The organism is Streptomyces sp. NPDC004667, assembly GCF_040609475.1.
Taxonomy (GTDB): Bacteria; Actinomycetota; Actinomycetes; order Streptomycetales; family Streptomycetaceae; genus Streptomyces.
This window is the reverse complement of sequence record NZ_JBEXKC010000059.1, coordinates 23,838-50,754: the sequence shown is the minus strand read 5'-3', so window position 1 is coordinate 50,754 and position 26,917 is coordinate 23,838. Positions and strand designations below refer to the sequence as shown.

28 protein-coding genes are annotated in these 26,917 nt (G+C 73.6%); 18 read left to right on the top strand and 10 right to left on the bottom strand.

The window, feature by feature from the left end; all coding sequences use genetic code 11:
- The 3 genes from ABZW32_RS27755 to ABZW32_RS27745 form a co-directional block, all read left to right on the top strand.
- Positions 1-1,021: dihydrolipoamide acetyltransferase family protein (locus ABZW32_RS27755; RefSeq protein WP_356220744.1), on the top strand; the 1,021-nt coding region annotated here is incomplete at its 5' end.
- Between the two features lie 129 nt (positions 1,022-1,150).
- Positions 1,151-2,104 (top strand): GNAT family N-acetyltransferase, encoded by a 954-nt coding sequence (locus ABZW32_RS27750; RefSeq protein WP_356220741.1) that lies wholly within the window; start codon positions 1,151-1,153, stop codon positions 2,102-2,104.
- 34 nt (positions 2,105-2,138) lie between these two features.
- On the top strand, positions 2,139-2,903 hold the full coding sequence (locus ABZW32_RS27745; RefSeq protein ID WP_356220739.1) for a hypothetical protein: 765 nt from the start codon (positions 2,139-2,141) through the stop codon (positions 2,901-2,903).
- Here ABZW32_RS27745 and ABZW32_RS27740 read toward each other — a convergent pair.
- On the bottom strand, positions 2,877-3,611 hold the full coding sequence (locus ABZW32_RS27740) for a TetR/AcrR family transcriptional regulator (RefSeq protein WP_356220737.1): 735 nt from the start codon (positions 3,609-3,611) through the stop codon (positions 2,877-2,879). The two genes, ABZW32_RS27745 and ABZW32_RS27740, sit on opposite strands and share 27 nt — an antisense overlap.
- A 190-nt stretch (positions 3,612-3,801) precedes the next feature.
- Between ABZW32_RS27740 and ABZW32_RS27735 the strand changes: the two genes are divergently transcribed.
- Positions 3,802-5,211 carry a DHA2 family efflux MFS transporter permease subunit gene (locus tag ABZW32_RS27735; protein WP_356220735.1) on the top strand — a complete coding sequence of 470 codons (1,410 nt, stop codon included), beginning with the start codon at positions 3,802-3,804 and terminating at the stop codon, positions 5,209-5,211.
- Here the strand turns inward: ABZW32_RS27735 and ABZW32_RS27730 are convergent.
- Entirely contained in the window at positions 5,208-5,621 is a 414-nt protein-coding gene (locus tag ABZW32_RS27730) for a PPOX class F420-dependent oxidoreductase (protein WP_356220733.1), read from the bottom strand. The genes ABZW32_RS27735 and ABZW32_RS27730 overlap by 4 nt on opposite strands.
- A gap of 74 nt (positions 5,622-5,695) precedes the next feature.
- On the bottom strand, positions 5,696-6,904 hold the full coding sequence (locus ABZW32_RS27725) for a DUF1266 domain-containing protein (RefSeq protein ID WP_356220731.1): 1,209 nt from the start codon (positions 6,902-6,904) through the stop codon (positions 5,696-5,698).
- An 82-nt stretch (positions 6,905-6,986) separates the two neighbouring features.
- Here ABZW32_RS27725 and ABZW32_RS27720 point away from each other — a divergent pair, with 82 nt between their 5' ends.
- The 6 genes from ABZW32_RS27720 (at position 6,987) to ABZW32_RS27695 (ending at position 13,167) form a co-directional block, all read left to right on the top strand.
- Positions 6,987-7,259, top strand: coding sequence for a glutaredoxin domain-containing protein (locus ABZW32_RS27720; RefSeq protein WP_356220728.1), 273 nt, complete (start codon positions 6,987-6,989; stop codon positions 7,257-7,259).
- A 99-nt stretch (positions 7,260-7,358) separates the two neighbouring features.
- Entirely contained in the window at positions 7,359-8,579 is a 1,221-nt protein-coding gene (locus ABZW32_RS27715; RefSeq protein ID WP_356220726.1) for an FAD-dependent monooxygenase, read from the top strand.
- Between the two features lie 136 nt (positions 8,580-8,715).
- Positions 8,716-10,731 (top strand): C1 family peptidase, encoded by a 2,016-nt coding sequence (locus tag ABZW32_RS27710; protein ID WP_356220723.1) that lies wholly within the window; start codon positions 8,716-8,718, stop codon positions 10,729-10,731.
- A 12-nt stretch (positions 10,732-10,743) separates the two neighbouring features.
- Positions 10,744-11,061 carry a protease inhibitor I42 family protein gene (locus tag ABZW32_RS27705; RefSeq protein WP_356220720.1) on the top strand — a complete coding sequence of 106 codons (318 nt, stop codon included), beginning with the start codon at positions 10,744-10,746 and terminating at the stop codon, positions 11,059-11,061.
- A gap of 82 nt (positions 11,062-11,143) precedes the next feature.
- Positions 11,144-11,809, top strand: a complete 666-nt coding sequence (locus tag ABZW32_RS27700) for a GntR family transcriptional regulator (RefSeq protein WP_356220718.1) — start codon at positions 11,144-11,146, stop codon at positions 11,807-11,809.
- A complete protein-coding gene (locus ABZW32_RS27695) occupies positions 11,806-13,167 on the top strand; it encodes an MFS transporter (protein ID WP_356220715.1) in 1,362 nt (453 codons plus the stop codon). The genes ABZW32_RS27700 and ABZW32_RS27695 overlap by 4 nt, the downstream gene beginning before the upstream one ends.
- A 22-nt stretch (positions 13,168-13,189) precedes the next feature.
- On the opposite strand, the gene ABZW32_RS27690 is transcribed toward ABZW32_RS27695, so the two are convergent.
- Positions 13,190-14,014 carry a maleylpyruvate isomerase family mycothiol-dependent enzyme gene (locus ABZW32_RS27690; RefSeq protein WP_356220713.1) on the bottom strand — a complete coding sequence of 275 codons (825 nt, stop codon included), beginning with the start codon at positions 14,012-14,014 and terminating at the stop codon, positions 13,190-13,192.
- A 138-nt stretch (positions 14,015-14,152) separates the two neighbouring features.
- Here ABZW32_RS27690 and ABZW32_RS27685 point away from each other — a divergent pair, with 138 nt between their 5' ends.
- Positions 14,153-14,965, top strand: a complete 813-nt coding sequence (locus tag ABZW32_RS27685; RefSeq protein ID WP_356220710.1) for a carbon-nitrogen family hydrolase — start codon at positions 14,153-14,155, stop codon at positions 14,963-14,965.
- A 125-nt stretch (positions 14,966-15,090) separates the two neighbouring features.
- Here ABZW32_RS27685 and ABZW32_RS27680 read toward each other — a convergent pair whose 3' ends face one another.
- On the bottom strand, positions 15,091-16,341 hold the full coding sequence (locus tag ABZW32_RS27680; RefSeq protein ID WP_356220708.1) for a cytochrome P450: 1,251 nt from the start codon (positions 16,339-16,341) through the stop codon (positions 15,091-15,093).
- Positions 16,342-16,402: 61 nt separating this feature from the next.
- Complete coding sequence (locus ABZW32_RS27675; protein ID WP_356220705.1) at positions 16,403-16,909, bottom strand: LURP-one-related family protein; 507 nt, start codon at positions 16,907-16,909, stop codon at positions 16,403-16,405.
- 32 nt (positions 16,910-16,941) lie between these two features.
- On the opposite strand from ABZW32_RS27675, the gene ABZW32_RS27670 reads away from it, so the two are divergent.
- Positions 16,942-17,748 carry a hypothetical protein gene (locus ABZW32_RS27670; RefSeq protein ID WP_356220704.1) on the top strand — a complete coding sequence of 269 codons (807 nt, stop codon included), beginning with the start codon at positions 16,942-16,944 and terminating at the stop codon, positions 17,746-17,748.
- On the opposite strand, the gene ABZW32_RS27665 is transcribed toward ABZW32_RS27670, so the two are convergent.
- The 3 genes from ABZW32_RS27665 to ABZW32_RS27655 form a co-directional block, all read right to left on the bottom strand.
- Entirely contained in the window at positions 17,702-18,862 is a 1,161-nt protein-coding gene (locus ABZW32_RS27665) for an acyltransferase (protein ID WP_356220702.1), read from the bottom strand. The two genes, ABZW32_RS27670 and ABZW32_RS27665, sit on opposite strands and share 47 nt — an antisense overlap.
- Before the next feature lie 73 nt (positions 18,863-18,935).
- On the bottom strand, positions 18,936-19,490 hold the full coding sequence (locus tag ABZW32_RS27660) for a Uma2 family endonuclease (RefSeq protein WP_356220699.1): 555 nt from the start codon (positions 19,488-19,490) through the stop codon (positions 18,936-18,938).
- Positions 19,491-19,593: 103 nt separating this feature from the next.
- A complete protein-coding gene (locus ABZW32_RS27655) occupies positions 19,594-20,208 on the bottom strand; it encodes a hypothetical protein (RefSeq protein WP_356220696.1) in 615 nt (204 codons plus the stop codon).
- A gap of 190 nt (positions 20,209-20,398) precedes the next feature.
- Between ABZW32_RS27655 and ABZW32_RS27650 the strand changes: the two genes are divergently transcribed.
- The 5 genes from ABZW32_RS27650 to ABZW32_RS27630 all read left to right on the top strand — a co-directional run bounded on the left by ABZW32_RS27650 (position 20,399) and on the right by ABZW32_RS27630 (position 24,074).
- Entirely contained in the window at positions 20,399-21,613 is a 1,215-nt protein-coding gene (locus tag ABZW32_RS27650) for a histidine kinase (protein WP_356220694.1), read from the top strand.
- A 4-nt stretch (positions 21,614-21,617) separates the two neighbouring features.
- Positions 21,618-22,292 (top strand): response regulator transcription factor, encoded by a 675-nt coding sequence (locus tag ABZW32_RS27645; protein ID WP_356220692.1) that lies wholly within the window; start codon positions 21,618-21,620, stop codon positions 22,290-22,292.
- Positions 22,293-22,485: 193 nt separating this feature from the next.
- The gene (locus tag ABZW32_RS27640; RefSeq protein ID WP_356220746.1) at positions 22,486-22,713 is read left to right on the top strand and encodes a hypothetical protein; all 228 of its coding nucleotides are present in this window, start codon (positions 22,486-22,488) and stop codon (positions 22,711-22,713) included.
- Positions 22,714-22,756: 43 nt separating this feature from the next.
- Positions 22,757-23,200, top strand: a complete 444-nt coding sequence (locus tag ABZW32_RS27635; protein ID WP_356220689.1) for a DUF6879 family protein — start codon at positions 22,757-22,759, stop codon at positions 23,198-23,200.
- A gap of 16 nt (positions 23,201-23,216) precedes the next feature.
- Positions 23,217-24,074: a helix-turn-helix transcriptional regulator gene (locus ABZW32_RS27630; RefSeq protein WP_356220687.1), complete on the top strand. Its 858-nt coding sequence runs from the start codon at positions 23,217-23,219 to the stop codon at positions 24,072-24,074.
- Positions 24,075-24,273: 199 nt separating this feature from the next.
- Here the strand turns inward: ABZW32_RS27630 and ABZW32_RS27625 are convergent, their stop codons facing one another.
- Entirely contained in the window at positions 24,274-24,930 is a 657-nt protein-coding gene (locus tag ABZW32_RS27625; protein WP_356220685.1) for a hypothetical protein, read from the bottom strand.
- A 128-nt stretch (positions 24,931-25,058) separates the two neighbouring features.
- Here ABZW32_RS27625 and ABZW32_RS27620 point away from each other — a divergent pair, with 128 nt between their 5' ends.
- Entirely contained in the window at positions 25,059-26,903 is a 1,845-nt protein-coding gene (locus tag ABZW32_RS27620) for an NHL domain-containing thioredoxin family protein (RefSeq protein WP_356220683.1), read from the top strand.
- Positions 26,904-26,917 lie beyond the last annotated feature (14 nt).

The following is a 26,917-nucleotide window of genomic DNA, read 5'->3' as shown; positions in this document are numbered from 1 at the left end:
CTCCGCAGCTCATGAGCCCGAGCCTTTCAGGTCGTTCGACTCTCCCGCGCCGGCGGGGACCAGCCCGCGCTCACGGGCCCCGGCGCAGCCGGACGGGGAGCGCCCGCTGGCCAAGCCGCCGGTGCGCAAGCTCGCCAAGGACCTCGGCATCGACCTTGCCGCGGTGGTCCCCACCGGGGACGGCGGCATCGTGACCCGCGAGGACGTGCACGCCGCCGCTGCCGCCGCGATCGCCCCGGCGCCCGTGGCCGTCGCCCCGGCTCCGGCCGCCGCCGAGGCGCCCGTGGCCGTACCCGTACCGCAGGCCGTGGAGGCCTCGGCGCGGGAGACCCGGATCCCGGTCAAGGGCGTCCGCAAGGTCACGGCCCAGGCGATGGTCAACTCCGCGTTCACCGCGCCGCACGTCACCGAGTTCATCACGCTCGACGTGACCCGGACGATGAAGCTGGTCCAGGAGCTCAAGGAGGACCCGGACCTCCAGGGCCTGCGGATCAACCCGCTGCTCCTGATCGCGAAGGCCGTGCTCGTCGCGATCCGCCGCAACCCGGACGTCAACGCGTCCTGGGACGAGGCGGCCCAGGAGATCGTGCTCAAGCACTACGTCAACCTGGGCATCGCGGCGGCCACTCCGCGCGGGCTGATCGTCCCGAACATCAAGGACGCGCACGCCAAGACCCTCGGCGAGCTGTCGACGGCCCTGTCCGGGCTGGTCGCCACGGCCCGCGACGGCAAGACCTCCCCGGCCGACATGCAGAACGGCACCATCACCATCACCAACGTCGGCGTCTTCGGCGTCGACACCGGTACGCCCATCCTGAACCCGGGCGAGTCCGCGATCCTCGCGGTCGGCGCGATCAAGCTCCAGCCGTGGGTCCACAAGGGCAAGGTGAAGGCCCGTCAGGTCACCACCCTGGCGCTGTCGTTCGACCACCGTCTGATCGACGGCGAGCTCGGATCCCGCTTCCTGGCCGACATCGCGGCCGTCCTGGAGCACCCGCGCCGGCTGATCACCTGGTCGTAACGGCTTCGCGGCACGCCTTCCGAGGGGCCGGTACCGCGCACGCACGTGCGCGGTACCGGCCCTTTGCGTTCCGCTTCCGCACAGCCGAAATGCCTGGTCGGAGGCATCGTGGCGTGTGATCATCGCCGGATGATCCTTCGCGCCGCCACCGCAGACGCCGCCACCGCGGACCCCGCCGCCCTCGACCGCGCCGTCGCCTACCGGGCCGACGGCCCCGTCGCCGCCCTGAGCGCCGAGCGGATCCGCGAGGAGCTCGCCGCGAACCGGATCCGTCCCGAGTGGATCTGGACGGCCGAGGACGGGGACGGGGAGCCGATCGCCCGCGCCCTGTGGTGGGGGCGCGCCGACAGCGAGCGGCCCGTCGCGCTCGACTGCCTCCAGGTCCGCGAGGGCGTGGCCGACCCGGCCGCCCTCGCCGCACGCCTCCTGGAAGCCGGCCACGCCGCCTTCGGCAAGGCCCCGGGCTACAACATCTCGCTGCCCCGCGACTGGCGGTCCGACCCGGCGTCGGCCGCGGCGGTCGCCTGGCGGCAGGAGGCCGCGCGGCGGGCCGGTCTGACGCAGGAGGTCGAGCGCCTGCGCTACGAGTGGACCCCGGCCGCCGGGACCGCCGCGCCCACCGGACGCCTCGTCTTCCGCGAGGGCACCGACGAGGAGTTCCTCGACGTCTTCGCCCGGCTCTCCCGGGGCAGCCTCGACGTGAACACCCGGCAGGAACTGGCCGTGATGACGGAGGAGGAGTTCGCCAAGGACGACTTCGCCTTCTACCTCGACTGCCCCGGCGAGCGCTCCTGGTGGCGCCTGGCCCACCTGCCCGACGGCACCCTCGCCGGGATGGCCGTCCCCTCCGCGACCCCCTACCACCGCAACGTCGGCTACCTCGGCGTCGTCCCGGAGCAGCGCGGCAAGGGCCTCATCGACGAGATCCTCGGCGAGATCACCCGCTTCCACGCCGCCGACGGCGCGGAGCGGATCACCGCGACCACCGACACCGTCAACCTCCCGATGGCCGCCGCCTTCGACCGGGCCGGCTACGAGGTCACCGAGATCCGCCTCGTCCTGGAGGAGCCGGCGGCGGCGTGAGGCGGTAACCTCCCCCACCGGGAAGGGGGTCGGGGTGCCCATCACCGAGTTGCAGGTGTACCGCGTCGAGGAGGCCGACGTCACGGGCGGCGTGTGCCTCGTACGGTGCCTCGGCGGGGTCGCCCGGTCCGGGCAGGTCTACGCCGCCGGGCCGTCGCGGCTCGGGCTGCGCCGCATAGAGCGCCACGGCCGCCCGGCCGACTCCTTCGGCGCCGGGCACACGGCGCGGGTCCGCCTGACGGGGGCCGTGGTGGCGCTGCTCAGCCGGGGCCAGGTGCTGACCTCCGTACCGCCCGACGGGCACGCCCTGGCGGAACTGGAGGCGTGGCTGGCCACCGGACCCCCGCTGGGGGACGAGCCCCTGCCGCGGACCCTGCGCGGCCTCGCGGTGGGCGGCATGCGGGACGACACCCTGCCGGACGCGGTGCGGCTGCGCTGGGGCCGGCTGGCGGTGGCGGCGGCGTACCGCTGCGCGCGGGCCGAGGGCGCCCCGGACCTGGTGCGGGGGATCGACCTGGCCTTCGTACGGAGCTACCTGATCCGGGAGTTCGGGCCCGGACCGGGCGGGGACCCGGCCGCGCTGTGCCGGGAGGCGCTCGCGCTGATCGACCTCACCCCGGCGGAGGCGGCCGCACGGGCCCGGGACTGGCGCGCGCTGCCCCGGGACCGGATCGTGCACCTGAGGCTGATCAGGAACCTGCTGCGGTGGACGGGCGCCGCCCGTCCGTACCTGGCCCCCGGGGACCCGCTGGCCGCGTCGGTGGACGCCTGGTCACAGGTCGCCGGCCGGCTGCCCTGAGGCCTCTCGTGCGGGCCCTCGGCGGGAGCGGTAGGCGCGGAGGAAGGCCGCGACGCCGCCCTGGACGAGGCGGTCGGTCCGGGCCTCGGACAGGGGCAGGACCCCGTAGTGCGAGAGCTGCGCGACGGCGCTGGAGGTCAGCGCCGTGAAGTGGGCGCCCGCCAGCTCCGCGTCGCCGTGCACGTCGATCAGCCCCGCCTCCTCCAGGCCCGCGAGGGCGTCCGCGAGGGCGTCCCCGACCGGGCCGGGGCCCGCGGACTTCCAGGCCGCCAGCACCTCGGGCGGCACGTGGTCGGCCTCGGCGTGGACGTGGCGCACGAGGGCGAAGTGGTCGGGGTGCTCGACCATCACGTCGATCAGCGCCCGGACGAGGGCGGCCAGGTCCCGTTCCAGGTTGTCGGGGTGGGGCGGGCGCCCGGGGTCCAGCAGGGTGCGCACGGTGGCCACGTGGGCGTCCCGCACCTCGCCCGAGCTCCAGGTCACGACGGCCCGGAAGAGCTCCGACTTGCCTCCGGGGAAGTGGTTGTAGAGCGTCCGCGTCGAGACCCCGGCCGCGGCGGCGAGGGCGTCGACGGAGGCGCGCGCGTACCCCTCGCGGCCGAACACCGCGCAGGCGGCGCGCACGATCGCGATCCGCTTGGCCAGCTTCCGGGGCGGGAGCGCGTCCGCCGTCCCCTCCGGGCCGCCGCCCGGGGCCTCCTCCTCCATCGCTCCTCCATCGCCGCTCGCGCCGTCCTCCACAACGGTCGTTGTGGTTCTTACAACGTGCGTTGTAGCTTACTGGCAGGCCAGAGGCACAAACCAACCATCCGGTTCTTCAGAGGGGGACAGTCAGTCATGTCTGCTGCCGAAACCGTCCGCACGGTCCACCCGTACGAGCTCTGAGGGCCACCGCACGATGCCGACCGCACCCACCGCCGAGGACTCGCCGGCGGCGTTAGGGACCGCGCCCGGGCAGCTCGGGCGCATCCTCACCGTCGTGATCACCGGCGCCGTCATGTCCGTCCTCGACACGACCATCGTCAACGTGGCGCTCGACAGGCTCTCCGAGTCCTTCGGGGCCCCGCTGGAGACCGTCCAGTGGACCGCCACCGCCTACACCCTGGCCCTGGCCGCCGTCATCCCGGCAGCAGCCTGGGCGATGGGCCGGATCGGCGCCAAGCGCACCTACCTCGCGGCCCTGTCCCTGTTCACCCTCGGCTCCCTGCTCGCCGCGTGCGCGTGGAGCGCCGGCAGCCTGATCGCCTTCCGCGCCGTCCAGGGGCTCGGCGGCGGACTGCTGATGCCGGTCGGCATGACGATGGTGATGCGGGCCGCCGACCGCGACCGGCTCGGGCGGGCGATGGCCCTGCTGGGGCTGCCCGTGCTCGTCGGCCCCGTGGCCGGGCCGATGCTGGGCGGCTGGCTGATCGACGCCGCCTCCTGGCAGTGGATCTTCCTCGTCAACCTGCCCGTCGGAGCGGCCGCCCTCCTTCTCGCGGTGAGGCTGCTGCGCCCGGACTCCCCCCTGGGCGCGGCGGCCCCGCCGCGGCTCGACGTCCCCGGACTGCTGAGCCTCTCCCCGGGCCTCGCGCTGCTCCTGTACGGGCTGTCCCGGGGCGGCGGGAGCGGCGGGTTCGGCTCCCCCGGGGTGCTGCTGCCCCTGCTGGGCGGCGCCGTCCTCGTCGCGGCCTTCGTACGGCGTGCGCTGCGCGTGCCGGAGCCGCTGCTCGACCTGCGGCTGCTGCGCGACCGCACCTTCGCCGCCGCCATCGGCACGCTCGCCCCGTTCACCTGCGGCTACTTCGGCTCGATGCTGCTGGCCCCGGTGTACTGGCAGCAGGCGCGCGGGCTGAGCGCGAGCGCGGCGGGGCTGCTGGTGGCGCCCGTCGGCCTCGCGGTCGGGGTGACCATGCAGATCGCCTCCCGGCGCGTCGACGCGGTCGCCCCGCGCCGGCTGATCCCCGCGGGGGTGGCGGTCGCGGCCCTCGGGATGCTGCTCGCCGGCCTGCGGACCGGCGCGGCGGAGGTGCCGGGCGGGCAGGTCGTGGGCTCGCTGATGCTGATGGGCGTCGGCGCCGGGATGGTGCTGATGCCGACGATGACCACCGCCGGCCGGGACCTGCCCGCCGCACGCATGGCGGCGGCGAGCACGGCCCTCAGCATCAACTCCCAGCTGTGCGCCTCGGTCGGGACGGCCCTGACGTCCGTGGTCCTGGGCGCTGCGGGCACCGGCCCGGCCGGCTTCCGCACCGCGTACGCGGTGGCGGCGGGCCTGATCGCGCTGTCCCTGCTGCCGTCCCTGCGCCTGCCGGGGCGGCGTCGTTAGCCCTTCGCGGCGTTGCCCAGGACCTTGGACGGGGTGAGCCGCAGGACCACCCGTACCGCACCGTCCCCGGTGTTCCCGTACTCCTTGCCGGCGCCCGGGCCGAGGTACTCCTCGGCGATGCGGACGGCGATCGCCCGGCCGGTGTCCTCGGTGACGGTCACGGTGCCGCGGATCTCCGCGTAGAGGTACGGGTTGGCCAGGTCGAAGACGGTCAGGCCGACCCGCCCGTCGCGGGCCGCGTTGCGCTCCTTGCGCCGGCCCCGCTCGGTGGAGATCAGGACGTCGTCGCCGTCCCGGGTCACCCAGACCACCGAACTCTGCGGACTGCCGTCGGGGTCGATGGTGGAGAGTACGGCCGGGTGCGGGGAGTCGAGGAGCTGTCGCACGGTGTCGTTCAGCGCAATCGTCATGCGGGGGAGCCTAGTTGGCGTCTGGGCGGCCGGGGGCCGGTCCGGCGCGCGGCGCGGGGACTACCCGAAGTCGCTCAGCGCCAGGGGATGTTGAGCCAGGGGCTGGCCGGGTCGGTGGTCAGCGTCAGATGGGTGGCGAGCGAGGAGGCGTACCAGTCCCCGAACTCCTCCTCGTCGAAGTGCAGGCACCGGCCGAGGGAGTATCCGGCGGAGAAGTCCGACCAGGAGCGGTAGGCCCCGCGGGCGGCCTCGCCGGCGCGGAGCACGCCCCGCTCGGCGTCCTCCAGGGTGCCGTAGCGGGTGGCGACGCCCCAGCGGGCCATCTGGGAGGCCCGGCCGTGGTCCCAGCCCTCCACGGAACGCACCCAGCCGTCCGGCGGGAGCAGCCCGTCGGCCCGGAAGCGCTGCTCGTAGCGGGCGATCCGGCCGATGAGCCGGCGCACCCCGGCGATCTCGCCCTCGACCTCGGCGGCGGGGCGCGGCTCGACGACGGTGACCCCTTCGGGGGTGAGCTGCGGCTCGGCGGAGCGTTCGGCGCCGCGGCGCAGGCTGGCCTCGGCGGCGTGCCGCCAGTGCTCCACGTCGACGGGCCCGGCGAAGTCGGAGGCGAGGACGCGGCGCACGCGCAGCGCGTACTCCCAGACGGGGCTGACGGCGTCGGCGTTCTGCAGCTGCCGCAGGGCCTCCAGCCAGCCCGCGCCGTCGGTGACGCCCCACCACTTGCGCATCCGCTCGCGCTCGCGGGTGTAGCCGTTGCCGTGCTGGGCGAGGGCGTTCCAGAACTCCCCGTTGGCGACGGCGAGGTGCGCGCCGACGGCCAGCCCGTGTGCGACCGGACCGTGCAGCGGCCCGCCGGCGTGCAGGGCGTGCACGGCGCCTTCGGACAGGCCCCACGAGGGGGCGGCGTCCCAGTGCGCGCGCCAGCGGGCGCGGTCCTCGGGGCGGGTGGTGAGGTAGGCCTCGGCGGGGCAGCCGGGGTTCACGGCGAGGTAGGCGGGGTCCCGGTCGTCCCAGGCGTTCGCGAACCAGGCGAGGCTCTGGCGCAGGTACACGGTGTGCGGGTCGGGAGCGGGCAGCATGCCCCGGGTGTAGACGGCCAGGCTCGCCCCGCCGGGGGCGGGGTGGAAACGGGCCTGCCGCGGATCGGCGTCGACGGCGGCGCGGTGCTGGGGGAGGAACAGCTCGGCGCGGGCGAGGGCGTCCAGGAAGGCCGGCCAGTCCCCGCGGGACTTCGCCTCGTACAGCTCTCTCTCGATCGCGCTCGGCGCCGTCCAGCCATCCATACCGACCGACCCTATAGGGGAGCTCCGGGCGCTTCCCAGGGGCTCCGGCCGTGCCGGGCTCCGGCCGTGCCAGGCTTCGGGCATGGACACCTCATCTGCCTCGGCCCCGGCCGTCACCGTGTACTGGCGGCCCGGCTGTGCGTTCTGCATCAAGCTCTGGGTCAAGCTCCGCCTGACCGGAACCCGCTACCGGCCGGTGAACATCTGGCGCGACCCGGAGGCCGCCGCCTTCGTCCGCTCCGTCAACGACGGCAACGAAACGGTGCCCACGGTCCGCGTGGTCTCCCCGACGGGCACCGGGTCCGTCATGACGAACCCGTCGCTCAAGCGCATCAGGCAGGCCCTCGCCGGCTGAGCGGTGCGCGGTGCGGGGCGGCCGGGTCGCCGGGCACCGGTGGGCGCCCGCGCGCCTGGGTAGGGCTCCGCACACATACAACTAGATCAGGAGTCGGACATGCAGGGTGGAACGGTCGCCGTGATCGGCGGGAGCATCGCGGGGTGCGCGTTCGCCTCCGCGGCGGTGCGGGCGGGGGCGGAAGAGGTCGTCGTACTGGAGCGCACGCGCGGCCGGCTCGCGGACCGGGGCCTCGGGCTCTGCGTCCACGACGACCGGGCCGCCGAACTGGCCGCGGCCGGGGCGCTGCCCGCGGGGATCCCCGCGCACCGGCTGGAGCGGCGCCGGTGGGTGGTGCGGGAGCCCGGGGCGCAGGGCGGCCGGCTGATCTGGGAGCAGCCCTTCCCCTTCCACTCGTACCACTGGGGGCTGCTGTGGCGCGGGCTGCGCGCGGCCACCCCCGACGGGGTGCGCTACCGGCAGGGCGTGACGGTGGCGGGCGTGGCCGCGGACGCGGGCGGCGCCGCCGAGGTGCGGACCGCCGACGGCTCCGTCGAGCGGTACGACCTGGCCGTCGGGGCGGACGGCTACCGCTCGGTGGTCCGCGAGGCGGTCTGCCCCGGGTCCCGGCCGCACTACGCCGGGTACGTGTGCTGGCGCGGCAACTTCGACGCGGCACGGCTGGCGGAGCCCGCCGGCGGGGGCGCCGACCCGCACCCCGAGGCCGTCACCACCGTCTGCTTCGCGGGCGGGAGCTGCGTGATCTACCGGATCCCCGGTCCGGACGGCCCCCGGGTGAACTGGGTGCTGTACGCCCCGCCGCCGCGGGACGGCGCCCTGCGCTACGACGACCCGACCAGCTTCCCGCCGGGCGCGCTGACCCCGGAACTGTCGGGGCACCTGCGGGAGCTCCTGGAGCGTGAGTTCCCGCCGTACTGGGGCCGGGCGCTCGCGCTGACCGACCCGGCGGACACCTTCGTGCAGCCCATCTACGACCTGGAGACCGCGCGCACCACCGCCGGGCGGCTCCTGCTCGCCGGTGACGCGGCCACCGTGGTGCGCCCGCACAACACCAGCGGCGCCGCCAAGGCGCTCCAGGACGCGACCGCGTTCGCCGCCGCGTGGCGCCGCGCGGACTCCTGGGAGGAACTGCTGGACGCCTACCAGGCCGCCCGGGGACCGGCCGGCCGCGACCTCGTCGCCCTGGCCCGCCGGCTGGGCCGGGCCCAGGTGGAGCGGACGCCGCCGTGGGCGCGGATGAGCCGCGACGAGGTGGCGGCGTGGTGGCGGGCACAGCTGGCGGGGGCCGCGGGCATCGGGGGCCAGGCGATGGCCCCGTAGCCGCACCCGTCGGCGGGCTCCCCGCACCGTACGACCCCCGTGCCTCCGCGCGACCGCGCGGACCCCCTTGACGCGGTCCCGCGCCGGGGAGACGCTCCCGGGGCTCGGGAACGGGGCGGTTGCAGCTGGGGGCGGTATGCCGGGGGAGTCTGTCCAGACGGCCGGGGAGCTGAGGGCACAGCTCGTGGCGCGGGGGGCGCGGTGGTCGGTGAGCGAGCACCTGGCCGACGGGGAGCCCGTGCCGCGCCCCGCGCTCGGTCTGGAACCGGGGGTGAACCTGACCCCGGCCGCGGAGGCCGGGACCGTGGACCTGCGGGCTCTGATCGGCCACCCCAGCGGCAATCCGCACCTGACCCGGCGCCGTGCCGCGCACGGCCTGCTGCCGGACGGCGGCGCCGACGGCGGCGCTGACGGTGGCGCGGGCACTGCCACGGGCGCCGCCGCCGGAACGGACGCGGACACGGACGCGGACGTGGACACGGCGGCGGGCGTGACGGCGGGCGTGACGGCGGGCGTGACGACGGGCGTGCCGGCGGGCCGGCCCACCGCCGTGGACTGGCGGACCCGTTGGGGCTGGCCCTGGCTGACGAAGGTGAAGGACCAGAACCCCTGCGGGTCCTGCTGGGCCTTCGGCGCGGCCGGTCTCGTCGAGTCGATGGCCCGGATCGAACACGACGTGTGGGCGGAGCGGTCCGAGGGGGACGTCCACGACGGGCTCAAGTCCACCTGCGGGCAGGGCGGCAACCCGGAGACCGCCCTCGACTGGATCCGCGCCAACGGCGGCCTCGCCGACCCGGACTGCTGGCCCTACAGCCCCCCGCCCCCCGGACTGCCCGCCGAGCGGCGCGACGCGTGGCGGGCCGAGTACACGCCCAGCTGGGACCGTTCGGGCCGGACCGTGCGGATCACCGACTACGTCCGTCTCGGGGACGTGGAGCAGCAGAAGGCCTGGCTGGACACGGTCGGCCCGCTCACGGCCTGCTTCGACGTCTACGACGACTTCTTCGGGCTCGGCTCCGGCGTCTACCACCGCACCAGCGACCGGCTCGCGGGCGGCCACTGCGTGCTGGTCGTCGGCTACGACGACGCGGCCGGCTGCTGGCTGTTCAAGAACTCCTGGGGGACCGGCTACCACGTCGGCGGGTACGGCCGGATCGCCTACGGCGAGGTCAACATCGACTACTGGGCCAAGTGCGGACTGCGCGGCACCAACATCGACCCCTGGAGCAAGCGCCGCCTGCACGCGGGCAGCGTCTACGAGAGCGGCAACGGCCGGGCCCACCGCAACTTCGAGATGGCCGCGGCGGCGGGCGGCGGGCGGCTCCAGCACTGGTGGCGCGAGGGCGACGCCCCCTTCGCCTGGTCCCGGGGGGCGTCCTTCGCCGCAGACGCCGGCGGCCAGCCGGCCTTCACCGGCTCCACCTACAACCGGAACATGGAGTCCCTGCACGTCACCACGGGCGGCCGGCTGCGCCACTGGTACTACGAGCAGTCCGTCGGCGTCTGGCGCGACGGCGGCGCCTTCGGCCCCGGGGACGCGGCGCTCGGCTCGACGCCCGGGTTCATCCAGAGCGACTACGGCGCGCCGGGCAACTTCGAGGTGGTCGTGCGCACCGCCGACGGCCGCCTGAACCACTGGTGGCGGATCAACGGCGCCCCCTGGACCTGGAACGACGGCGGCCGCTTCGCCTCCGGGATCGCCCACTACGGCCCCGCCCTGGTGCAGACCCGAAGCCGCCACCTGGACCTGGTGGCGGCCCGTACGGACGGCACGATGCAGCTGTGGTGGCGCGACGACGCCAACGGCTTCGTCTGGCGCCCCGGCGAGGTCTTCGGCGGCGGGATCACCTCGGCTCCCTGCATGGTCGAGGCCCAGTACGGGGCCGCGGACGAGGACACCGCCGGGAACTACGAACTGTGCGCGGCCCGCGCGGACGGCCGCGTCGAGCACTGGTGGCGCGGGAACGCCTCGGGCGCCGCCTGGGCCCGCGGCGCCGTCTTCGGACACGACGTGCTCACCGTCACCGGGATGCTCCAGGGCAGTTTCGGGTTCAACCTGGAAGTCGTCGTCCTGCGCACCGACCGCCTGCTCCAGCACTACTGGCGGGACGGTGCCGGCTGGCACGAGGGGCCGGTCATCGGCCCGGCATGAGAGGGGCCGCGGGTGGAGGTGCGCCGGATCGAGCTCGGGCCGGGCGAGACGTACACCCTGCGGCTGCCCGGCCGGGGAGCGCGCGGCTACGTGTGGACCTGGCAGGTGACGGGGGACGAGGACGCCGTCACGGTCGCGGTGGCGGACGCCGGGCCCGGCGCGGAGCGCGGGCTCCTGCCCGGGGAGGCGGTCGAGCGGGCGTACACGCTCCGGGGCCGCCGGCCCGGGGCGCGGGCCCGGATCCGGTTCGCCCAGATCAGGCCGCCGTACCCGCAGGAGGCCCCGTACGACGAACTCCTGCTGGAGGTCGAGGTCCACGGTCCGCGCTGAGCGGTGGGGAGCGGTGGGCGGTGGGCCGTCCGGATGATGGACGGGCGGTCGCGCGCATCCATGATGTATCTATCCTGTGCGCATGCCCCTCCCCACGGCCGCACCCGGCCCGAAGCCGCCGCCCGCCGCCGACCGCGTGTACCGCCACGTCAAGCAGGGCGTCCTGGACCGCCGCTACGAGGGCGGGGTACTGCTCACGGAGGGGGAACTCGCCGAGGCCGTCGGCGTCTCCCGCACGCCCGTCCGCGAGGCGCTGCTGCGGCTGGAGACCGAGGGCCTGCTGAAGCTGTACCCGAAGAAGGGCGCCCTGGTGCTGCCGGTCTCCGCGCAGGAGATCGCCGACGTCATCGAAACCCGGCTGCTGGTCGAGGAGTTCACCGTCCGCCGGGCCGTGCCCGCCCCGCCCGCCCTGCTGGAGCGGCTCGCGGAGCTGGTCGAGGAGCAGCGCCGGCACGCGGTCGCGGGGGACCTGCCCGCGCTGATGGCCGCCGACCGGGGCTTCCACGCCGAGATCGTCCGCCACGCCGGCAACCAGATCCTGTCCCGGCTCTACGACCAGCTCCGCGACCGCCAGCTGCGGATGGGCGTGGCCCTGCTGCACGCGCACCCCGACCGGGTGGAGCTGACCCTCGCCGAGCACACCGAGATCCTGGACGCCCTGCGCGCCGGCGACGCCGACACCGCCGCGGCCGCCGTACGCGGGCACGTCGGGCGGGTCGAGGCGCTGGTGCGGGGGGCGGGCCGATGAGCGGGCCGCTCCAGGACCCGCCGGGCGGACGGAAGGCCGTGGCCGTCTGGTCGATCGGCGTCGCCGTCTACTTCGTCGCCGTCATCTTCCGCACCAGCCTCGGCGTCGCCGGGCTCGACGCCGCCGACCGCTTCCACGTCAACGCCTCCGCGCTGGCCGCCTTCTCCCTCCTCCAGCTGCTGGTCTACGCAGGGATGCAGATACCCGTCGGCCTGATGGTGGACCGGCTCGGCACCAAGAAGGTCCTCACCCTGGGCGCCGTCCTCTTCACCGCCGGACAGGTCGGCTTCGCGCTGTCCCCGTCCTACGGGATGGCGCTGGCCGCGCGCGCCCTGCTCGGCTGCGGCGACGCCATGACCTTCATCTCCGTCCTGCGCCTGGGCACCCGCTGGTTCCCCGCGCGGCGCGGGCCGCTGATGGCGCAACTGGCCGGGCTGGTGGGGATGGCGGGCAACCTCGTCTCCACCCTCGTGCTGGCACCCGTCCTGCACGGCCTCGGCTGGGTGCCCGCCTTCGCGGGCAGCGCGGTCGCCGGGCTCGTGGTGCTGGTGCCGCTGGTGCTGTTCCTGCGCGACCACCCCGAGGGGTACGGGCCGGCCGCCCCGGCCCGGGGCTCGGGCGGCTCCGGCGCGTCCGGCGGCTCCGGTGGTTCCGGCGGCGGCCGTGGTTCCGGTGGCTTCGTGCGCCGTCAGATCGCCGACTCCTGGCGGGAGCCCGGCACGAAGCTCGGGCTGTGGGTGCACTTCACCACCCAGTTCCCGGCGATGGTGTTCCTGCTGCTGTGGGGGATGCCGTTCCTCGTCGAGGCACAGGGGCTGTCCCGGACCACCGCGGGCGGGCTGCTGACCCTGGTGGTCGCCTCCAACATGGGCTTCGGACTGCTCTACGGCCAGCTCGTCGGCCGCCGCCAGTCCTCCCGGATCCCGCTGGCCCTGGCCACCGTGGGGACCACCGCCACGCTGTGGGGCGCCGTCCTCGTCTACCCGGGGGACCGGGCGCCGATGTGGCTGCTCGTCGCCCTGTGCGTGGTGCTCGGCACCTGCGGGCCCGCTTCGATGATCGGCTTCGACTTCGCCCGGCCCGCCAACCCGCCCGAACGCCAGGGCACCGCGTCCGGGATCACCAACATGGGCGGCTTCCTCGCCTCGATGACCACCCTGCTGGCGGTCGGCGTCCTGCTCGACGCCACCGGCGACGACTACCGGATCGCCTTCGCCTCGGTGTTCGTCCTCCAGGCCCTCGGCGTCTCCCGCATCCTGGGCCTGCGCGGCCGGGCCCTGGCCCGCGAACGGGACCGCCGGGCTACCGCCCCGGTGGCCTCCCACGGCGATCCGGCGCCGGCCCCGGCCACGGCCTGAGGGCCGCCGGGAGGCGCCGGTGCTACGGAGTCACCGCGAAGGCCGCCAGGATCGCGTCGCCCAACTCCTCGTCGCCGTCCACCTTCACCCGGTCGGCGACCGTGCGCGGCCGCACCCGGCCCGCGGCGAGCCGTACGTAGGTCTCCCAGTCCATGGTCAGCGTCACGGCCGGGCCCAGCGAGGGCGTCTCCTCCACGGTGGCCCGGCCCGTCGCGTCCACCCGTACGGTCCGCATGAACTCCAGCGCCCCGTGCACGTCCACCACCACGGCCGAGCCGGGGGGCGCGCCCGCCCCCTTCGCGACCACCTTCGCCAGCCCGGCGAGGAGGAGGTCCCGCGCCACGTACGCGCCCGGCGAGTCCCAGTTGCCGGGCGCGCCCAGCGCGGCCCGCAGGTCCTGCTCGTGGATCCACACGTCGAACGCCCGCAGCCGCAGCGCGTGCTCCAGCGTCACCTGGTCACCGAGCGGACCCCGCACCATCGTGGCCGGATCCCGCTTCTCGTTGCGCAGCTGGCGCTGCCGCCGGATGACCGTGTACTCCAGCTCCGAGGTCATCTCCGGGGCGGTGTGGTGGCGCCGGACGTCAACCTGGACCTCCATGTACCGGGTGAACTCGTCCACCACGTGGCGCAGATCGCGCGGCAGGGTGTGGATCGGCCGCGGGTCCCCGAGCTGCTCGCACTCGATGCCGATGACGTGGGACACGACGTCGCGGACGGACCAGCCGGGGCAGGGGGTCGCCCGGTTCCAGTCGGACTCGGGCAGCGGGCGCACCAGCTCGGATATCGCCTCGATGGAATGCGTCCACGCGTCGGCATAGGGCTCAAGGCTGGGATGGACGGTCAACGGGACCCCTCGCGTGCAGTTTCAGTGGCGCGTTGTGGACTATGCCCAAAACTACGCTGCCGATGAACACCCCGGCAGTGCTTTCGTGTGACGATCGTAGGCCCGAGTTGACGGCCGACAGGCCAGGACGGTGGTAATGTGCGCGCCTCGCTGATCCAAATCGCGGTGAATGAGGGGGAGTCGGTGGCTTCCCGGCGGTCGAGGGCCGCCGAACTCGTCCGGGAGCAGAGCGGCTCCGATCTCGTGGTGCTGCCCGAACTGTGGACGGTCGGGGCCTTCGCCTACGAGCAGTTCGAGACCGAGGCGGAGCCGCTGGACGGCCCGACGTACGAGGCGATGTCCAAGGCGGCTCGGGACGCCGGGGTCTGGCTGCACGCGGGCTCGGTCGTCGAGCGCGCGGGCGACGGCTCGCTCTACAACACCGCGCTCGTGCTGTCCCCGGCGGGCGAGCTCGCCGCGACCTACCGCAAGATCCACCGCTTCGGCTTCGACCAGGGCGAGGCGGTGCTGATGTCGCCCGGGGACTCGCTGACCACGGTGACCCTGCCGGAACAGACCCTGGGCCTGGCCACCTGCTACGACCTGCGCTTCCCCGAGCTGTTCCGGGGCCTGGTCGACGCGGGCGCCACCACCGTGGTGGTCGCGGCGGGCTGGCCGGCCCGCCGCCGCGCCCACTGGACGCTGCTCAACCGGGCGCGGGCCGTCGAGGACCAGTCGTACGTACTCGCCTGCGCGCTGGCCGGCACCCACGCGGGCGTCGAGCAGTCGGGACACAGCCTGGTCGTGGACCCCTGGGGCGAGGTCCTGGCCGAGGCGGGACCGGGCGAGACCGTGCTCACCGTCGACCTCGACCCGCGGAAGGTGGCCGAGACCCGGGAGCAGTTCCCCGCGCTGAAGGACCGGATGCTGGGCCTGCGCACCCCGGGCGCCACCGCCGACCGCAGCTCCTGACCCGGCACGGCGGCCGGGCCGGGGCAACCGGCGGCTCCCACCCCGCCGGGCCGGGCCACCGCCGGCTCCCACCCCGCCGGGCCGCGTCCAGTGCCGTGACCGGAAGGGTTCACCGGGTCACGGCACTAGCCGACCCGCACCCAAAGGGCCGCCGGGCCGCGCAGGGCCAGGCCCTGGAGCCACTCCAGCTCCGGGGCCGGCACCGCCAGGCGCAGCCCCGGCAGCCGCGTCACCAGCTGCTCCAGGCACACCCCCGCCTCCATCCGGGCCAGCGCCGCGCCCAGGCACATGTGCAGCCCGTGCCCGAAGGTGAGGTGGCGCCGGGTCGCGGCCACCGGCCGGCCGATGTCGAAGCGGTCGGGGTGCTCGTAGGCCCGCTCGTCCCGGTTCGCGGAGCCGGTCAGGCCGAAGACCAGGCTGCCCGCCGGGATCAGCCGGCCCCGCACCGCCACGTCGGCGGTGGTGGTCCGGCCCATCCACCCCGACAGGCTGTTCCACCGCAGCGACTCCTCGAAGGCCGGCCCCACCCGCCGCGCCGGGTCCGCGCGCAGCGCCGCCAGCTGCTCGGGGTGCTCCAGCAGCGCGAGCACCGCGTTGGCGATGGCACAGGCGGTGGTCTCGTGCCCGGCGATCACGATCAGCGCACAGCACGCCACGAGTTCCTCGTCGGTCAGCGACTGCCCGTCGACCTCGGCGGCGACCAGGTGCCCCAGCAGGTCGGCGACCGGCCGGCCGCGCCGCCGCGCGATCAGCTCCCCGCACAGCGCCTCCAGACTGTGCACGGCGGCGACCGCCCGCGCGTACCGCTGCCGCGGCTCCCCGCTCATCATCGGCACGGCCATCAGGTCCGCCGACCACTGCCGGAAGTCGTCCAGGTCCTGCGGCCGGATGCCCAGCACGTGCCCGATGACCCGCAGCGGCAGCGCCATCGCCACCTCCGCGATCAGGTCGAACTCCCCCTTCGCGGCGGCCGCGTCCAGCAGCCCGGCGCAGGTGCGGGCGGTGAAGTCGCGCAGCCCCGCGATGCCGCGCGCCGAGAACGTGCGGGTCATCAGCGCCCGCAGCCGGGTGTGCTCCGGCGCGTCGGCGAAGATCATCCAGTCGCCCAGGAAGCGGCCCAGCAGCGCCGCCTCCCCGCGTAACTCCCACGGGGCCTCGGCGAGCAGCGGGCCGACCCGGTCGGCGGAGGTGCGCCGGTCGCGCAGCAGGAAGTCGACGTCCTCGTAGCGGCTCAGCAGCCAGGCGTTCAGCGGGGCGTGGAAGTGGACGGGGTCCGCTTCCCGCATCCGCGCGTAGACGGGATACGGGTCGCGGAAGAAGTCGGGGGTCAGCAGCTCGTACCCGCGGTCGTCGCCGCGCTCCGGCAGGGTCGCCATGGTCGCCTCCTGGTGAAGGGTGGTCCCCCGTGGCCCGGAGCGTCCCCCCGGATCGGCCGTCTCACCCTTCGGGGTCCGGGCCCTCCCGCTCCTTTTCGGCCATCCGGATCACGCACACGGCGACCGCGATGAGCAGCGCCGGGTCCGCGTCCTCCCGGACCACGTCGACGGCGTAGGTCTCCCGGATCCGGTACCACTGGCGGGAGACCAGCGCGAGCAGCTCGCCGTCGTACTCGACCTTGAACTCGCGGTCCAGGATCCGCCCGCTGACGTCGAGTTCCGTGCCGTCGGTCAGGGTGACCAGGAAGTGGTTGCGCAGCAGGGAGAGCCGCTTGCGGCGGATCACCGCGAGCCGCAGTTCGTCCCGCTCCAGGGTCATCGCGTCGCGCAGCGAGAACAGCTTCGCCCGCAGGGTGATCAGGATCCGGCCGTCGCGGTCCTTCAGCTCCAGGGTGTCGCGGAAGCGCAGCGCCTTCCCGTCGACGAGGAAGGCGTGCCGGCCGTCCTCGTCCTCGATCCAGTAGTCGTCCCCGATGGCCAGCAGTTTGTCCCGTACGAGGTATTTCATGCGCTGATCGCTGCCCGCGATAGGTTGCCGCCATGCCTCTTCTCTACGTGACCGACCTGGCGTACCCGGCCCGCGGCCGCCGCTACGGCGACGAGGACATATTCCTCACCTCCCGACTGCGCGAGCACGTCCCGCTGGCCCTGTGCCACCCGCTGGACGCCGAGGCCCTGATGCCCGGCTTCGACGCCGTGATCGTCCGCAACAGCGGCCCGGTCCTGCACTACCGGCAGGCCTTTGACGCCTTCCGCGCCACCGCGCTCGCCACCGGAACCCGCGTCTACAACCCGCTCACCGGCCGCGGCGACATGGCCGGGAAGCAGTACCTCCTCGACCTGACCGCCGCCGGGTACCCGGTGATCCCCACCATCGACGACCCGGCCGACCTGCACCTGCTGCCGCGCGCGTCCTCGTACGCGGTCAAGCCCAAGCAGGGCGCCGACTCCATCGGCCTCAACTTCACCGCCGAGCCCACCGGACCGGCGGGGGAGATCCTGATCCAGCCGCGGATCGACTTCGCCTACGAGGTGTCCTTCTACTTCGTCGACGACGCCTTCCAGTACGCCCTGTACGCCCCGGACCCAGAGCGCCGCTGGGAGCTCACGGTCTACGAGCCCACCCCCGCCGACCTGGAGTTCGCCCGCCGCTTCATCGACTGGAACACCCTCGCGCACGGGATCCAGCGCGTGGACGCCTGCCGCGCCCCCTCCGGCGAGCTGCTCCTCGTCGAACTGGAGGACCTCAACCCCTACCTGTCGCTGGAGCTGCTCCCGGAGCCGGTCCGGGAGGCCTTCGTCACGGCGCTGGCCGGCTCGCTGCGCTCGTTCCTCGCCACCGCCTGAGCAGGAGCCGCCGTCCGGGGACCTCCACCCAGGTGTGCAGGGCCCAGGCGAGGGCCAGGGACACCGAGAAGGCGAGGGCGAGCACCAGCAGGCCGCCGTCCCACAGGGGCAGCTTCGGGTGGCCGCCGAAGAGGTGCTCGCCGGTCCGGATCACCAGGATGTGGACCATGTAGAAGGCGAAGGAGACCTCGCCCAGCTTCACGCTGATCCGGCCCCGCCAGGGCGAGGGCTCGCCCTTCAGGTCGGCCTGCGCGGCGGCGGCGATCAGGCAGGTGAAGCCGACGACGGTGCAGGCGACGGAGCGGAAGGGGTAGTCGGCCTGGTAGTTCAGGAAGTAGCCGCCCATGGCCAGGGCGAGGGAGGCCGTCAGCCCCGGGCCGCGCCAGCGGCCGGAGCGCACGAGTTCGGCCACGGCGATGCCGAGGACGAACTCGGGGAGCCGCACGAGCGGGAAGAAGTACTGCGCCCAGACGGTGCCGTCGGCGACGCCGGTGAGGTCCCAGACGGTCGGGACCGCCACCACGACGGCGAGCGCGAGCCCGGCCGCCACCCACGCGGAGCGCGGGCCGAGGCGGCGCAGCGGCCAGAGCAGCAGCGGGAAGCAGAGGTAGAAGAACGCCTCGCAGGCGAGGGACCAGCTGACCGGGTTCAGGCCCTGGAAGTAGGGGATCTCCAGCACCCAGGACTGCACGAGCCCGAGGTTCGCCACCAGCGGCGCCAGCCCCTGGCGGGTGTCCGGGGCGAAGACCACGGCCATGACCAGCGCGAAGGCGACGGTGACCAGGTGCAGCGGGTACACGCGGGCGAACCGGCGCCGGTAGAACGTCAGGATCCGCCGGCCGGTGGGGGCGGTGGCGGAGGACCAGGCGAGGACGAAGCCGGAGAGGACGAAGAAGAACGACACCCCGCTGTTGCCCGCGCCGAAGGCGAAGGTGACCAGGTCCTGGGCGCGTCCGCCGAAGTACTCCACGATGTGCACGTGGTAGAGGAACACCATCAGCGCGGCGGTCCACCGCAGCCCGGTGAGCGAGGGCAGGGACACGGGCACGGCCCGTTCCCTTTCGGCCGCATGACCGTCGGGGCCGGTTCCGGATATCAGCTCTGTCGTCGCCACGGCCCGGAAAACTAGCACGTGTCGCACTTCCGGTTCGAACGCGTGCGCGCGTCCTTACCGCGGGTGGCCGGATCTACAGCCCACCGGTGTCGAGCTCGATCCCGAACGGCTCCGGCAGCCGCACCGGCGTCCCGAAGGCGTGCGGCCCGTCGACCCCGGCGTAGCCGAGCCGGCCGGGCCCGGAGAACAGGGTGACGGTCTTGTCCAGCCGGTCGACCAGGAGGTAGAGCGGAGCCCCGTACTCGGCGTACCGCCTGCGCTTGACGACGCGGTCGGTCTCGGCGTTGGACTCGGAGGTGATCTCCACGATCAGCAGGGTCTGGCCGGGCAGGAGCGACCCGCCGCCCTTGGCCAGTTCCTCCGGAGCCACGGCGAGGTCGGGGACGTACCAGTTCAACGATCCGGGCAGGTCGAGGTCCCCGGAGCCGGTGATGCAGTCCAGTGCGTCGACCGTGGCCGAGAGCCGTGTACGGAGCACGTGCCGGACGTGCTCGCGGTTCCAGCAGTGGAAGGTGTCCCCGATGACGCCTTCGATCAGTTCCGCGCGCTGCCCGCGAACCCGCCGCACGGCAAACTTCAATGCCCGCTCGGGGTCGATGCCCTCGTCGTAGTCCGGCGTGGGGAGCACGGGTGCAGGCTCCCACGGGGTCCGGGTTCACGTCGTCACCCCTGCGGGTGCAGTTCGTCGGGGCGCACCACCCGTCGGCTCGGTCCGCGCTCCGTGACCGCTCTCATTCGCTGGGCGCCGAGTTCCCCGACGGGTTGGGCGGCAGCACGTGCTCGACCTTGAAGTCGCCGCTCTCGACGGTCTCGTACGGTGCGGCGCTCAGGCACTTCGGCACCTCCATCGTGGTGATGCTGCCCACGGCCCAGCTGTAGCCGACCCGGTCCTTCTTCCCGTCGCCCTTCCCGTCGTAGACGGTGAAGCCGACGCGCTTGCCGATCGCGCCGTCGGGCAGGTCGGAACGGGTGATGACACCGGTGGCGGTCGCGACCGGACCGCCGGTCAGCAGGCAGTCGATACGGCCTTCGGCGTACGCGCCCTGCTTGCCGTCGGCGGTGTAGTGGCTGAACCGGAAGGTGCCGCGCGAGGTGCCGGCCGGGGCGTCCGGCTCGTCGGGCTCGGCCGGTGCGAAGCCGTGTGCGTCGAAGGAGAAGCGGACCTGCTGGCCGTCCGCCCGGAACATCTTGGCGGAGCCGGTGAGGCTCGACTCCTTCGGCGCCTTCTGCGCCCCATCCGATACAGGAGCGGGGGCGGAAGCGGAGGCGGAAGCGGTAAGGCCGCCGATGACGGCCAGTGCGGCGATGCCGACGAGCGACGTACGGAGGGCGGTACTGCGCAGCATGACGAACTCCTCTACTCGGGCGGCCGGTTGAACCGCTCTTCGGTGTGGCACCAGCCTCCGCCGCCGGCCCGGCCCCCGACCATCGGCCGATGGGGAGATCCGCTCCGGGGCCCGGCAGCCCCTCTATGCCGTTCGGCAGAGGCCGCGGACCCCGGCAGCCCCTAAGGTCGTGGGCGTGAAGATCATGGCCATGCCATACCGGGGCCGGGACGGCGCCGTCGTCGGCGTCGTGACCGTCGCCTGCTGCGTCGCCGCGCTCTGCCTGGGCGTACGGCCGGTTCCGGCGCTCGCGGCCGTCGGAGTGGCCCTCGCCACCCTCGGCTGCCTGCCGCGGTCGTACGAGTGGACCGGGACCGCCACCGGCGCCGCAGGCGCACTGCTATTGGTGGCCACGTTCGCCTGGCCCGGACGCGGAACGGCCGAAGGATCGGTGTGGCACCTGGCCGCCGTGGGGGCGGTACTGCTGCTCCTGACGGCGGCGGTGCGCCGCTCGCCCCGGCGCCGGCTCCTGGTGGGTGGCGGGCTCGGCGCCGCGGCCGTCGCCGTATGGACCGTCCCGCTCGTACCGGACGCCTCCTTCTTCGAGTGCCTGGGCGTGATCGCCTTCTGGTCGGCGCCGGTCGTCGGCGCGGTCGTCGTCGGCGGCTACCCCCGTCTGATGGAGGACCGCCGCCGACAGGCGGTCCTCGCCGCGCGCCGCGCCCAGCAGCTCGAACTCGCCCACGATCTACACGATTTCGTCGCCCACGACGTGAGCGGCATCGTCGTGCAGGCCCAGGCGGCCCGGTTCGTGGCCCGGCACGATCCGGCGGCGGCGATCCAGGCGCTGGAGCGGATCGAGCGGGCCGGACTCGCGGCACTGGCCTCGATCGACCGTACGGTCCGGATGCTGCACGCGGCCGACCGGACCACCGACATCAACGGCGACCCGACCGATGGTGAGGCCGCGGGCGGCGCCCGCACGGTCCTCCCCGGCACCGACCAACTCGCAGCATTGATGGACCGGTTCAGCGAAACCGGAGACGTCCGGGCCCGGCTCGACCTGGCCCCGGGCGTTACCGAAGCCCTCTCCCGCGAAGGGGCCGCCACGGTCCACCGGATCGTGGTGGAGGCGCTCACCAACGTCCGTCGGCACGCGCCGGGAGCGGCCGAGGTACGGGTCGTGCTCAGCACGGACGGCACGACCGTCGAGCTCGGCGTCACCAACGACGGTGGCCGCGGCCGCCCTTCCCACCTGCCCGGACTCCCCCGCCTCGAACGCGGCTCCAGGGGCGGCGGCGGACTGCTCGCGCTCGCCGAACGCGTCCGCGCCTCCGGCGGCACCTTCGCCTCGGGCCCGCACCGGGACGGCTGGCGCGTGACCGCCGTCCTCCCCGCCACCGGAGCGCACACCACGGCATCATGACCCCGTGACCACCCGCATCCTGATAGCCGACGACCAGGAAGACGTACGCAACGGCTTCCGGCTCATCCTCGACTCGCAGCCCGACATGACCGTCGTCGGGGAGGCCGCCGACGGTGCGGAAGCGGTCGAGCTCGCCCGTGCGCTGCGGCCCGACCTCGTGCTCGCCGACATCCGGATGCCGCGCCTGGACGGCCTGGAGGTGACCCGGCTGCTGGCGGGCCCGACCGCCGAGCACCCCGTCCGCGTCGTCGTCGTCACGACCTTCGACCTCGACGACTACGTGCACACCGCACTGCGCCACGGCGCCTGCGGCTTCCTGCTGAAGCGGTCGGGCCCCAACCTGCTGATCGAGGGCGTACGGGCGGCGATGGCCGGGGACACCCTGATCAGCCCGCAGCTCACGGTCCGACTGCTGCGCAGCCTCTCCGCGCCGCAGCCCGCGCAGCAGCCCGTTCCGGAGCCGCGGACCGCCGCCGCCGACCCCCTGACCGCACGGGAGCGGGAGATCGCCCTGCTCGTCGCCCGCGGACTGACCAACGCCGAGGTCGGCGCCGAGCTGTTCATCTCGCCGGGCACCGCCAAGACCCACGTCGCCAACATCCAGGCGAAGCTGGCGGTCCGCAACCGGGTGGGCATCGCCACGTGGGCCTGGGAGACCGGCCTGGCGGGCAAGGCCTGAAGCCCGCCGACTTCCGAGGTCGCACATCGATCTTCGACGCGGCCCTCCCTGCTCGTCACCCTGACCAGGGCGGCGGGTGCGGAGGCTCTGACGTTTCCCGGGTACGTAGAAGCTCGTGCAAGTTGCTGGCAGGCGCGCGCGATCCGGCGCAAGCTCGTTCATGTTGATCGCCACCCAGCGACCGGAGGACACCATGGCGTTGCACCGGCTCGGCAAGGACCCCGAGAGTCCCAACAACGGTTCCCCTACCGTCTACTTGGACGACGAGACCGGGAACTACATCCTGCAAGGGTGGCGCGTGACGGACGCAGAGCGGCTGGCTCAGATGGACATCCCGGCCCATGAGACCGTCATCGAGTTCCCGAGGCGCATGATGCAGTTCTTCCCGGAGGTGAACGGTGGCGACGGAGTCGACGTTTGAGGGCCTGTTCCGCGCCGCGAAACACAGCGCGTACCACTTGGAGATGAGGGACGCCTACGTCCTGGATCAGGACTACTCCGAGTGGACTTCGGGCAACCGATTCGACCCGGCGGAACGCTGGCCCTGGTGGGTCGAGCTGGTCTCCGCGTCCGTGGCCCGGGGGGTCGACGTCCGCCGGGCGCGCATCGTCTCCGAGCCGATCTCCCCTTATGTGCGCTACGAGTACGAGCTGACCAGCGGCCACAACATCAAGGCGGGTGAGTCCGTGCGCTGGCTCCCGCGCCGGGAAGCTTCCGCCCTCGCCCTCCCCGGCAACGACCTGTGGCTCTTCGACGGCTCTTCGGTGCTCTTCAACCACTTCAACGGCAATGGGGAGATGACCGGTGAGGAGCTGATCACCGATCCCGCCGTGTTGGAGCTGTGCACATCCGCGTTCGCGGCTGTCTGGGAGCGGGCCACGCCACACGAGGATTACCGGCCGGTCTGATCCGGGGCGGCGAAAGGTGAGTTCATCGTCGAGTGTTCAGCAAGCCCGGGAGGCCCTGGGCAAGCGGCTGCGTGAGATCCGGAAGGATTCGGGTCTGACCGCGCGGGAACTCGCCTTCCGGGCCGGCTGGCATGAGAGCAAGTGCAGCCGCGTCGAGACCGGTCGTACAGCGCCATCTGACGACGATCTCGGCGTCTGGGCGCTGCACTGTGATGCCCAGGACCAACTGGCCGACCTGATCGCCACGGCGCGCAACATCGACGGGGCCTACGTCGAGTGGCGGCGGATGGAGCGGTCGGGCCTACGGCGGGCTCAGGAGTCGGTCCTCCCGCTGTGGGAACGGACCAGGAACTTCCGCGCCTACTCGTCCTGGCTGATCCCGGGACCCTTCCAGACGCGCGCCTACATCGAGGCGCTTCTCAGGGCGATTCGCGACCGCCGGGCGCTGCCCGATGACCTGGAAGCAGCCGTTCAAGTCCGTGTGGACAAGCAGCGGATCTTGTATTCGGGGCCGCACCGCTTCGCCGTTCTCCTGGAGGAGAGCGTCCTGCGCCACCGCATCGGTGGCGCCGACACCATGGCCGGGCAACTCGGTCATCTCCTCTCCGTGGCGACACTGCCGAACGTCAGCCTTGGCGTGATCCCGCTGAGCGCAGACCGTACGGCCTTGTGGCCGGTAGAGGACTTCTGGGTCTTCGATGAGGCACAGGTCAACGTCGAGTTGGTCTCTGCGTTCCTCACGATCACTCAACCCCATGAGATCAGCATGTACGCCCGCACCTTCGCCAACCTGGCAGAACTGGCCGTCTACGGGGCCCCGGCCCGCGCGTTGATCAGAGCAGCCATTGACCCTCTCGGGTGGTCGAGGCCGTGAAGCCGGTCACGTGTGCGCAACCTCCTGTAGAGCTGCCACTGCGGTCCGACCCGGAGCCGGCAGTGGTCGCCGGCTGCGGGGTCTTGAACGCGGGCGTGTGCACCGATATGTGCATCCAGCACACGGGCCGGACCGGGCACATGATCTTCCGCCGGGAGTTCTCGGAAGGTGCAGTGGCCGAGCGTGCCCGGTGAGGGGGTCAGTCGCCGACCTGGTGTTCCACGCGGTGGCGGATGTAGTCGTCCGGATGGGACCGGGCTATCCCCGTCGCAGTGTCCACCAGGGTATGCAGCTCCGGCGGGTAGGCGGACTTCCGGAGCGAAAGCCCCGGCAGGATGCAGCGCCGGACGTCCACGTGCTCGTTGCTCACGAACTCCCTCAGAGCGGCCTCGTTCCAGTCGGCCACCACGGCCGAGCCGTCATCGGGCTCCGCCTGACCGGTGGCTCTGCCGCTCTCCGCCCGTACGACGGGCATCCGCAGGGGCAGGTCTGACCAGTACCAGGCCCGCGCGGCGCCCGCCCGCTCAAGGTCCGTGCCCGCTCGCAGGTACCCGAGCAGCGCGATCCGGACGCGCCTGCGCCCGAACGCGTTCAGGGCGGGCTCGACGAACCAGCGGTTGAAACTCGGGTCGGGATCGTGGACGGCTGCCCTGAGCAGTACGTCGAAGGACTCTTCGGAAAGGACGATGCCCCGGCGGCAGGCATCACGAATCGCCGCCCGGACGACGTGCCCCCAGGCCCGGAGGTCCTCGCGGTCCGCTTCTGGAGCGACGTCGAGCCCCAGGCTGCGGACCACGTTTTCCAGACAGGCCTCGTAGACGTCGTCCCGGCGCTCCGTGCGCCCCGGCAGCGCCATGAACCCCTGCACCGGCCCCGCCGGCTTCCCTGCATCCGTTCCTTGCCCGTCCGTAGCCATCCCCGCCCCCTGGAGTCGTGCCGTACGCGTGTGATCCGACGTTCATATCAGGATGGCAAGCTTGAAGGATGAACGATGCTGCTGCCCCGGCGCCCACCCCCGCGCCTGCGCCCCGCCGCCGTGCCCGTGTCCGTGCCCCCGAGCTGATCGGCAAGGGCGGCTGGCTGAACACCGGTGGCAAAGAGCTCACCCTCGCCGACTTCCGAGGCCGCGTATTGATCTTGGATTTTTGGACCTTCTGCTGCATCAACTGCCTGCACGTCCTCGACGAGCTGCGCGAGCTGGAGGAGAAGCACCGCGACACCGTCGTGATCGTCGGGGTGCACTCGCCGAAGTTCGTGCACGAGGCCGACCACGCGGCCGTCGTCGACGCCGTCGAGCGGTACGAGGTGCACCACCCCGTGCTCGACGACCCCGAGCTCGCCACCTGGAAGCAGTACGCCGTGCGGGCCTGGCCCACGCTCGTGGTGATCGACCCCGAGGGGTACGTCGTCGCGCAGCACGCCGGCGAGGGGCACGCGCACGCCATCGAGCGGCTCGTCGAGGAGCTGGAGGCCGAGCACGAGGCCAAGGGGACCCTGCGGCGCGGCGACGGGCCCTACGTGGCGCCCGAGCCCGTCGCGACCGACCTGCGGTTCCCCGGGAAGGCGCTGCTGCTGGAGAACGGGAACCTGCTCGTGTCGGACTCCACCCGGCACCAGCTCGTGGAGCTGGCCCCGGACGGGGAGAGCGTCGTACGGCGCATCGGCAGCGGCGAGCGGGGCTTCGGGCCGGACGCCTTCAGCGAGCCGCAGGGGCTCGCGCTGCTGCCCGACGGCCGGATCGTGGTCGCCGACACCGTCAACCACGCGCTGCGGGTGTTCGACCCCGCCACCGGCGCCGTCGAGACCGTCGCCGGGACCGGGCGGCAGTGGTGGCAGGGGTCCCCGACCTCCGGGCCCGCCCTGGAGGTCGACCTGTCCTCCCCCTGGGACGTGGCCTGGTGGCAGGGCCGGGTGTGGATCGCCATGGCCGGCGTGCACCAGCTGTGGACCTGGGACCCGGAGGCGGGCACCGTCGCGGTGGCCGCCGGCACCACCAACGAGGGGCTCGTCGACGGCCCCGCCGCCGAGGCCTGGTTCGCGCAGCCGTCCGGGCTGTCGGCCGCCGGGGACCGGCTGTGGATCGCCGACTCCGAGACCAGCGCCCTGCGCTACGTGGAGCCCGACGGCGAGGGCGGGTACGCGATCCGGTCCGCCGTCGGCACCGGCCTGTTCGACTTCGGCCACCGCGACGGCGACGCCGACCAGGCCCTGCTCCAGCACCCGCTCGGGGTGACCGCCCTGCCGGACGGCTCGGTCGCGGTCTGCGACACGTACAACCACGCGCTGCGGCGGTTCGACCCGGCCACCGGGCAGGTGACGACCCTCGCCACCGACCTGCGCGAGCCCAGCGACGCCGTCCTCGTCGGCGAGGACATCGTGGTCGTGGAGTCCGCCCGGCACCGGCTGACCCGGCTGCGGCTGCCCGAGGAGGCCGTACGGGTCGACGCGGTCGCCCACCGGACGCAGCGCGCCGCCACCGAGGTCGCCCCGGGCACGCTCCGCCTCGACGTGGTCTTCCAGGCCCCGGCCGGGCAGAAGCTGGACACCCGTTACGGCCCTTCCACCCGGCTGCTGGTCTCCTCGACCCCGCCGGAACTCCTCGCGGAGGGCGAGGGCCCCGGTACGGACCTGTTCCGTGACCTCATGCTGAACCCGGAGGTGAGCGAGGGCGTCCTGCACGTGTCGGCGATGGCCGCCTCCTGCGACGACGACCCGGCCAACGAGTACCCGGCCTGCCACGTCCACCAGCAGGACTGGGGCGTCCCCGTCCGGGTGGTCGCGGACGGCGCCGTACGCCTCCCCCTCGTCCTCGCCGGCCTGGACGACTGAGAGCGGACCGGTGG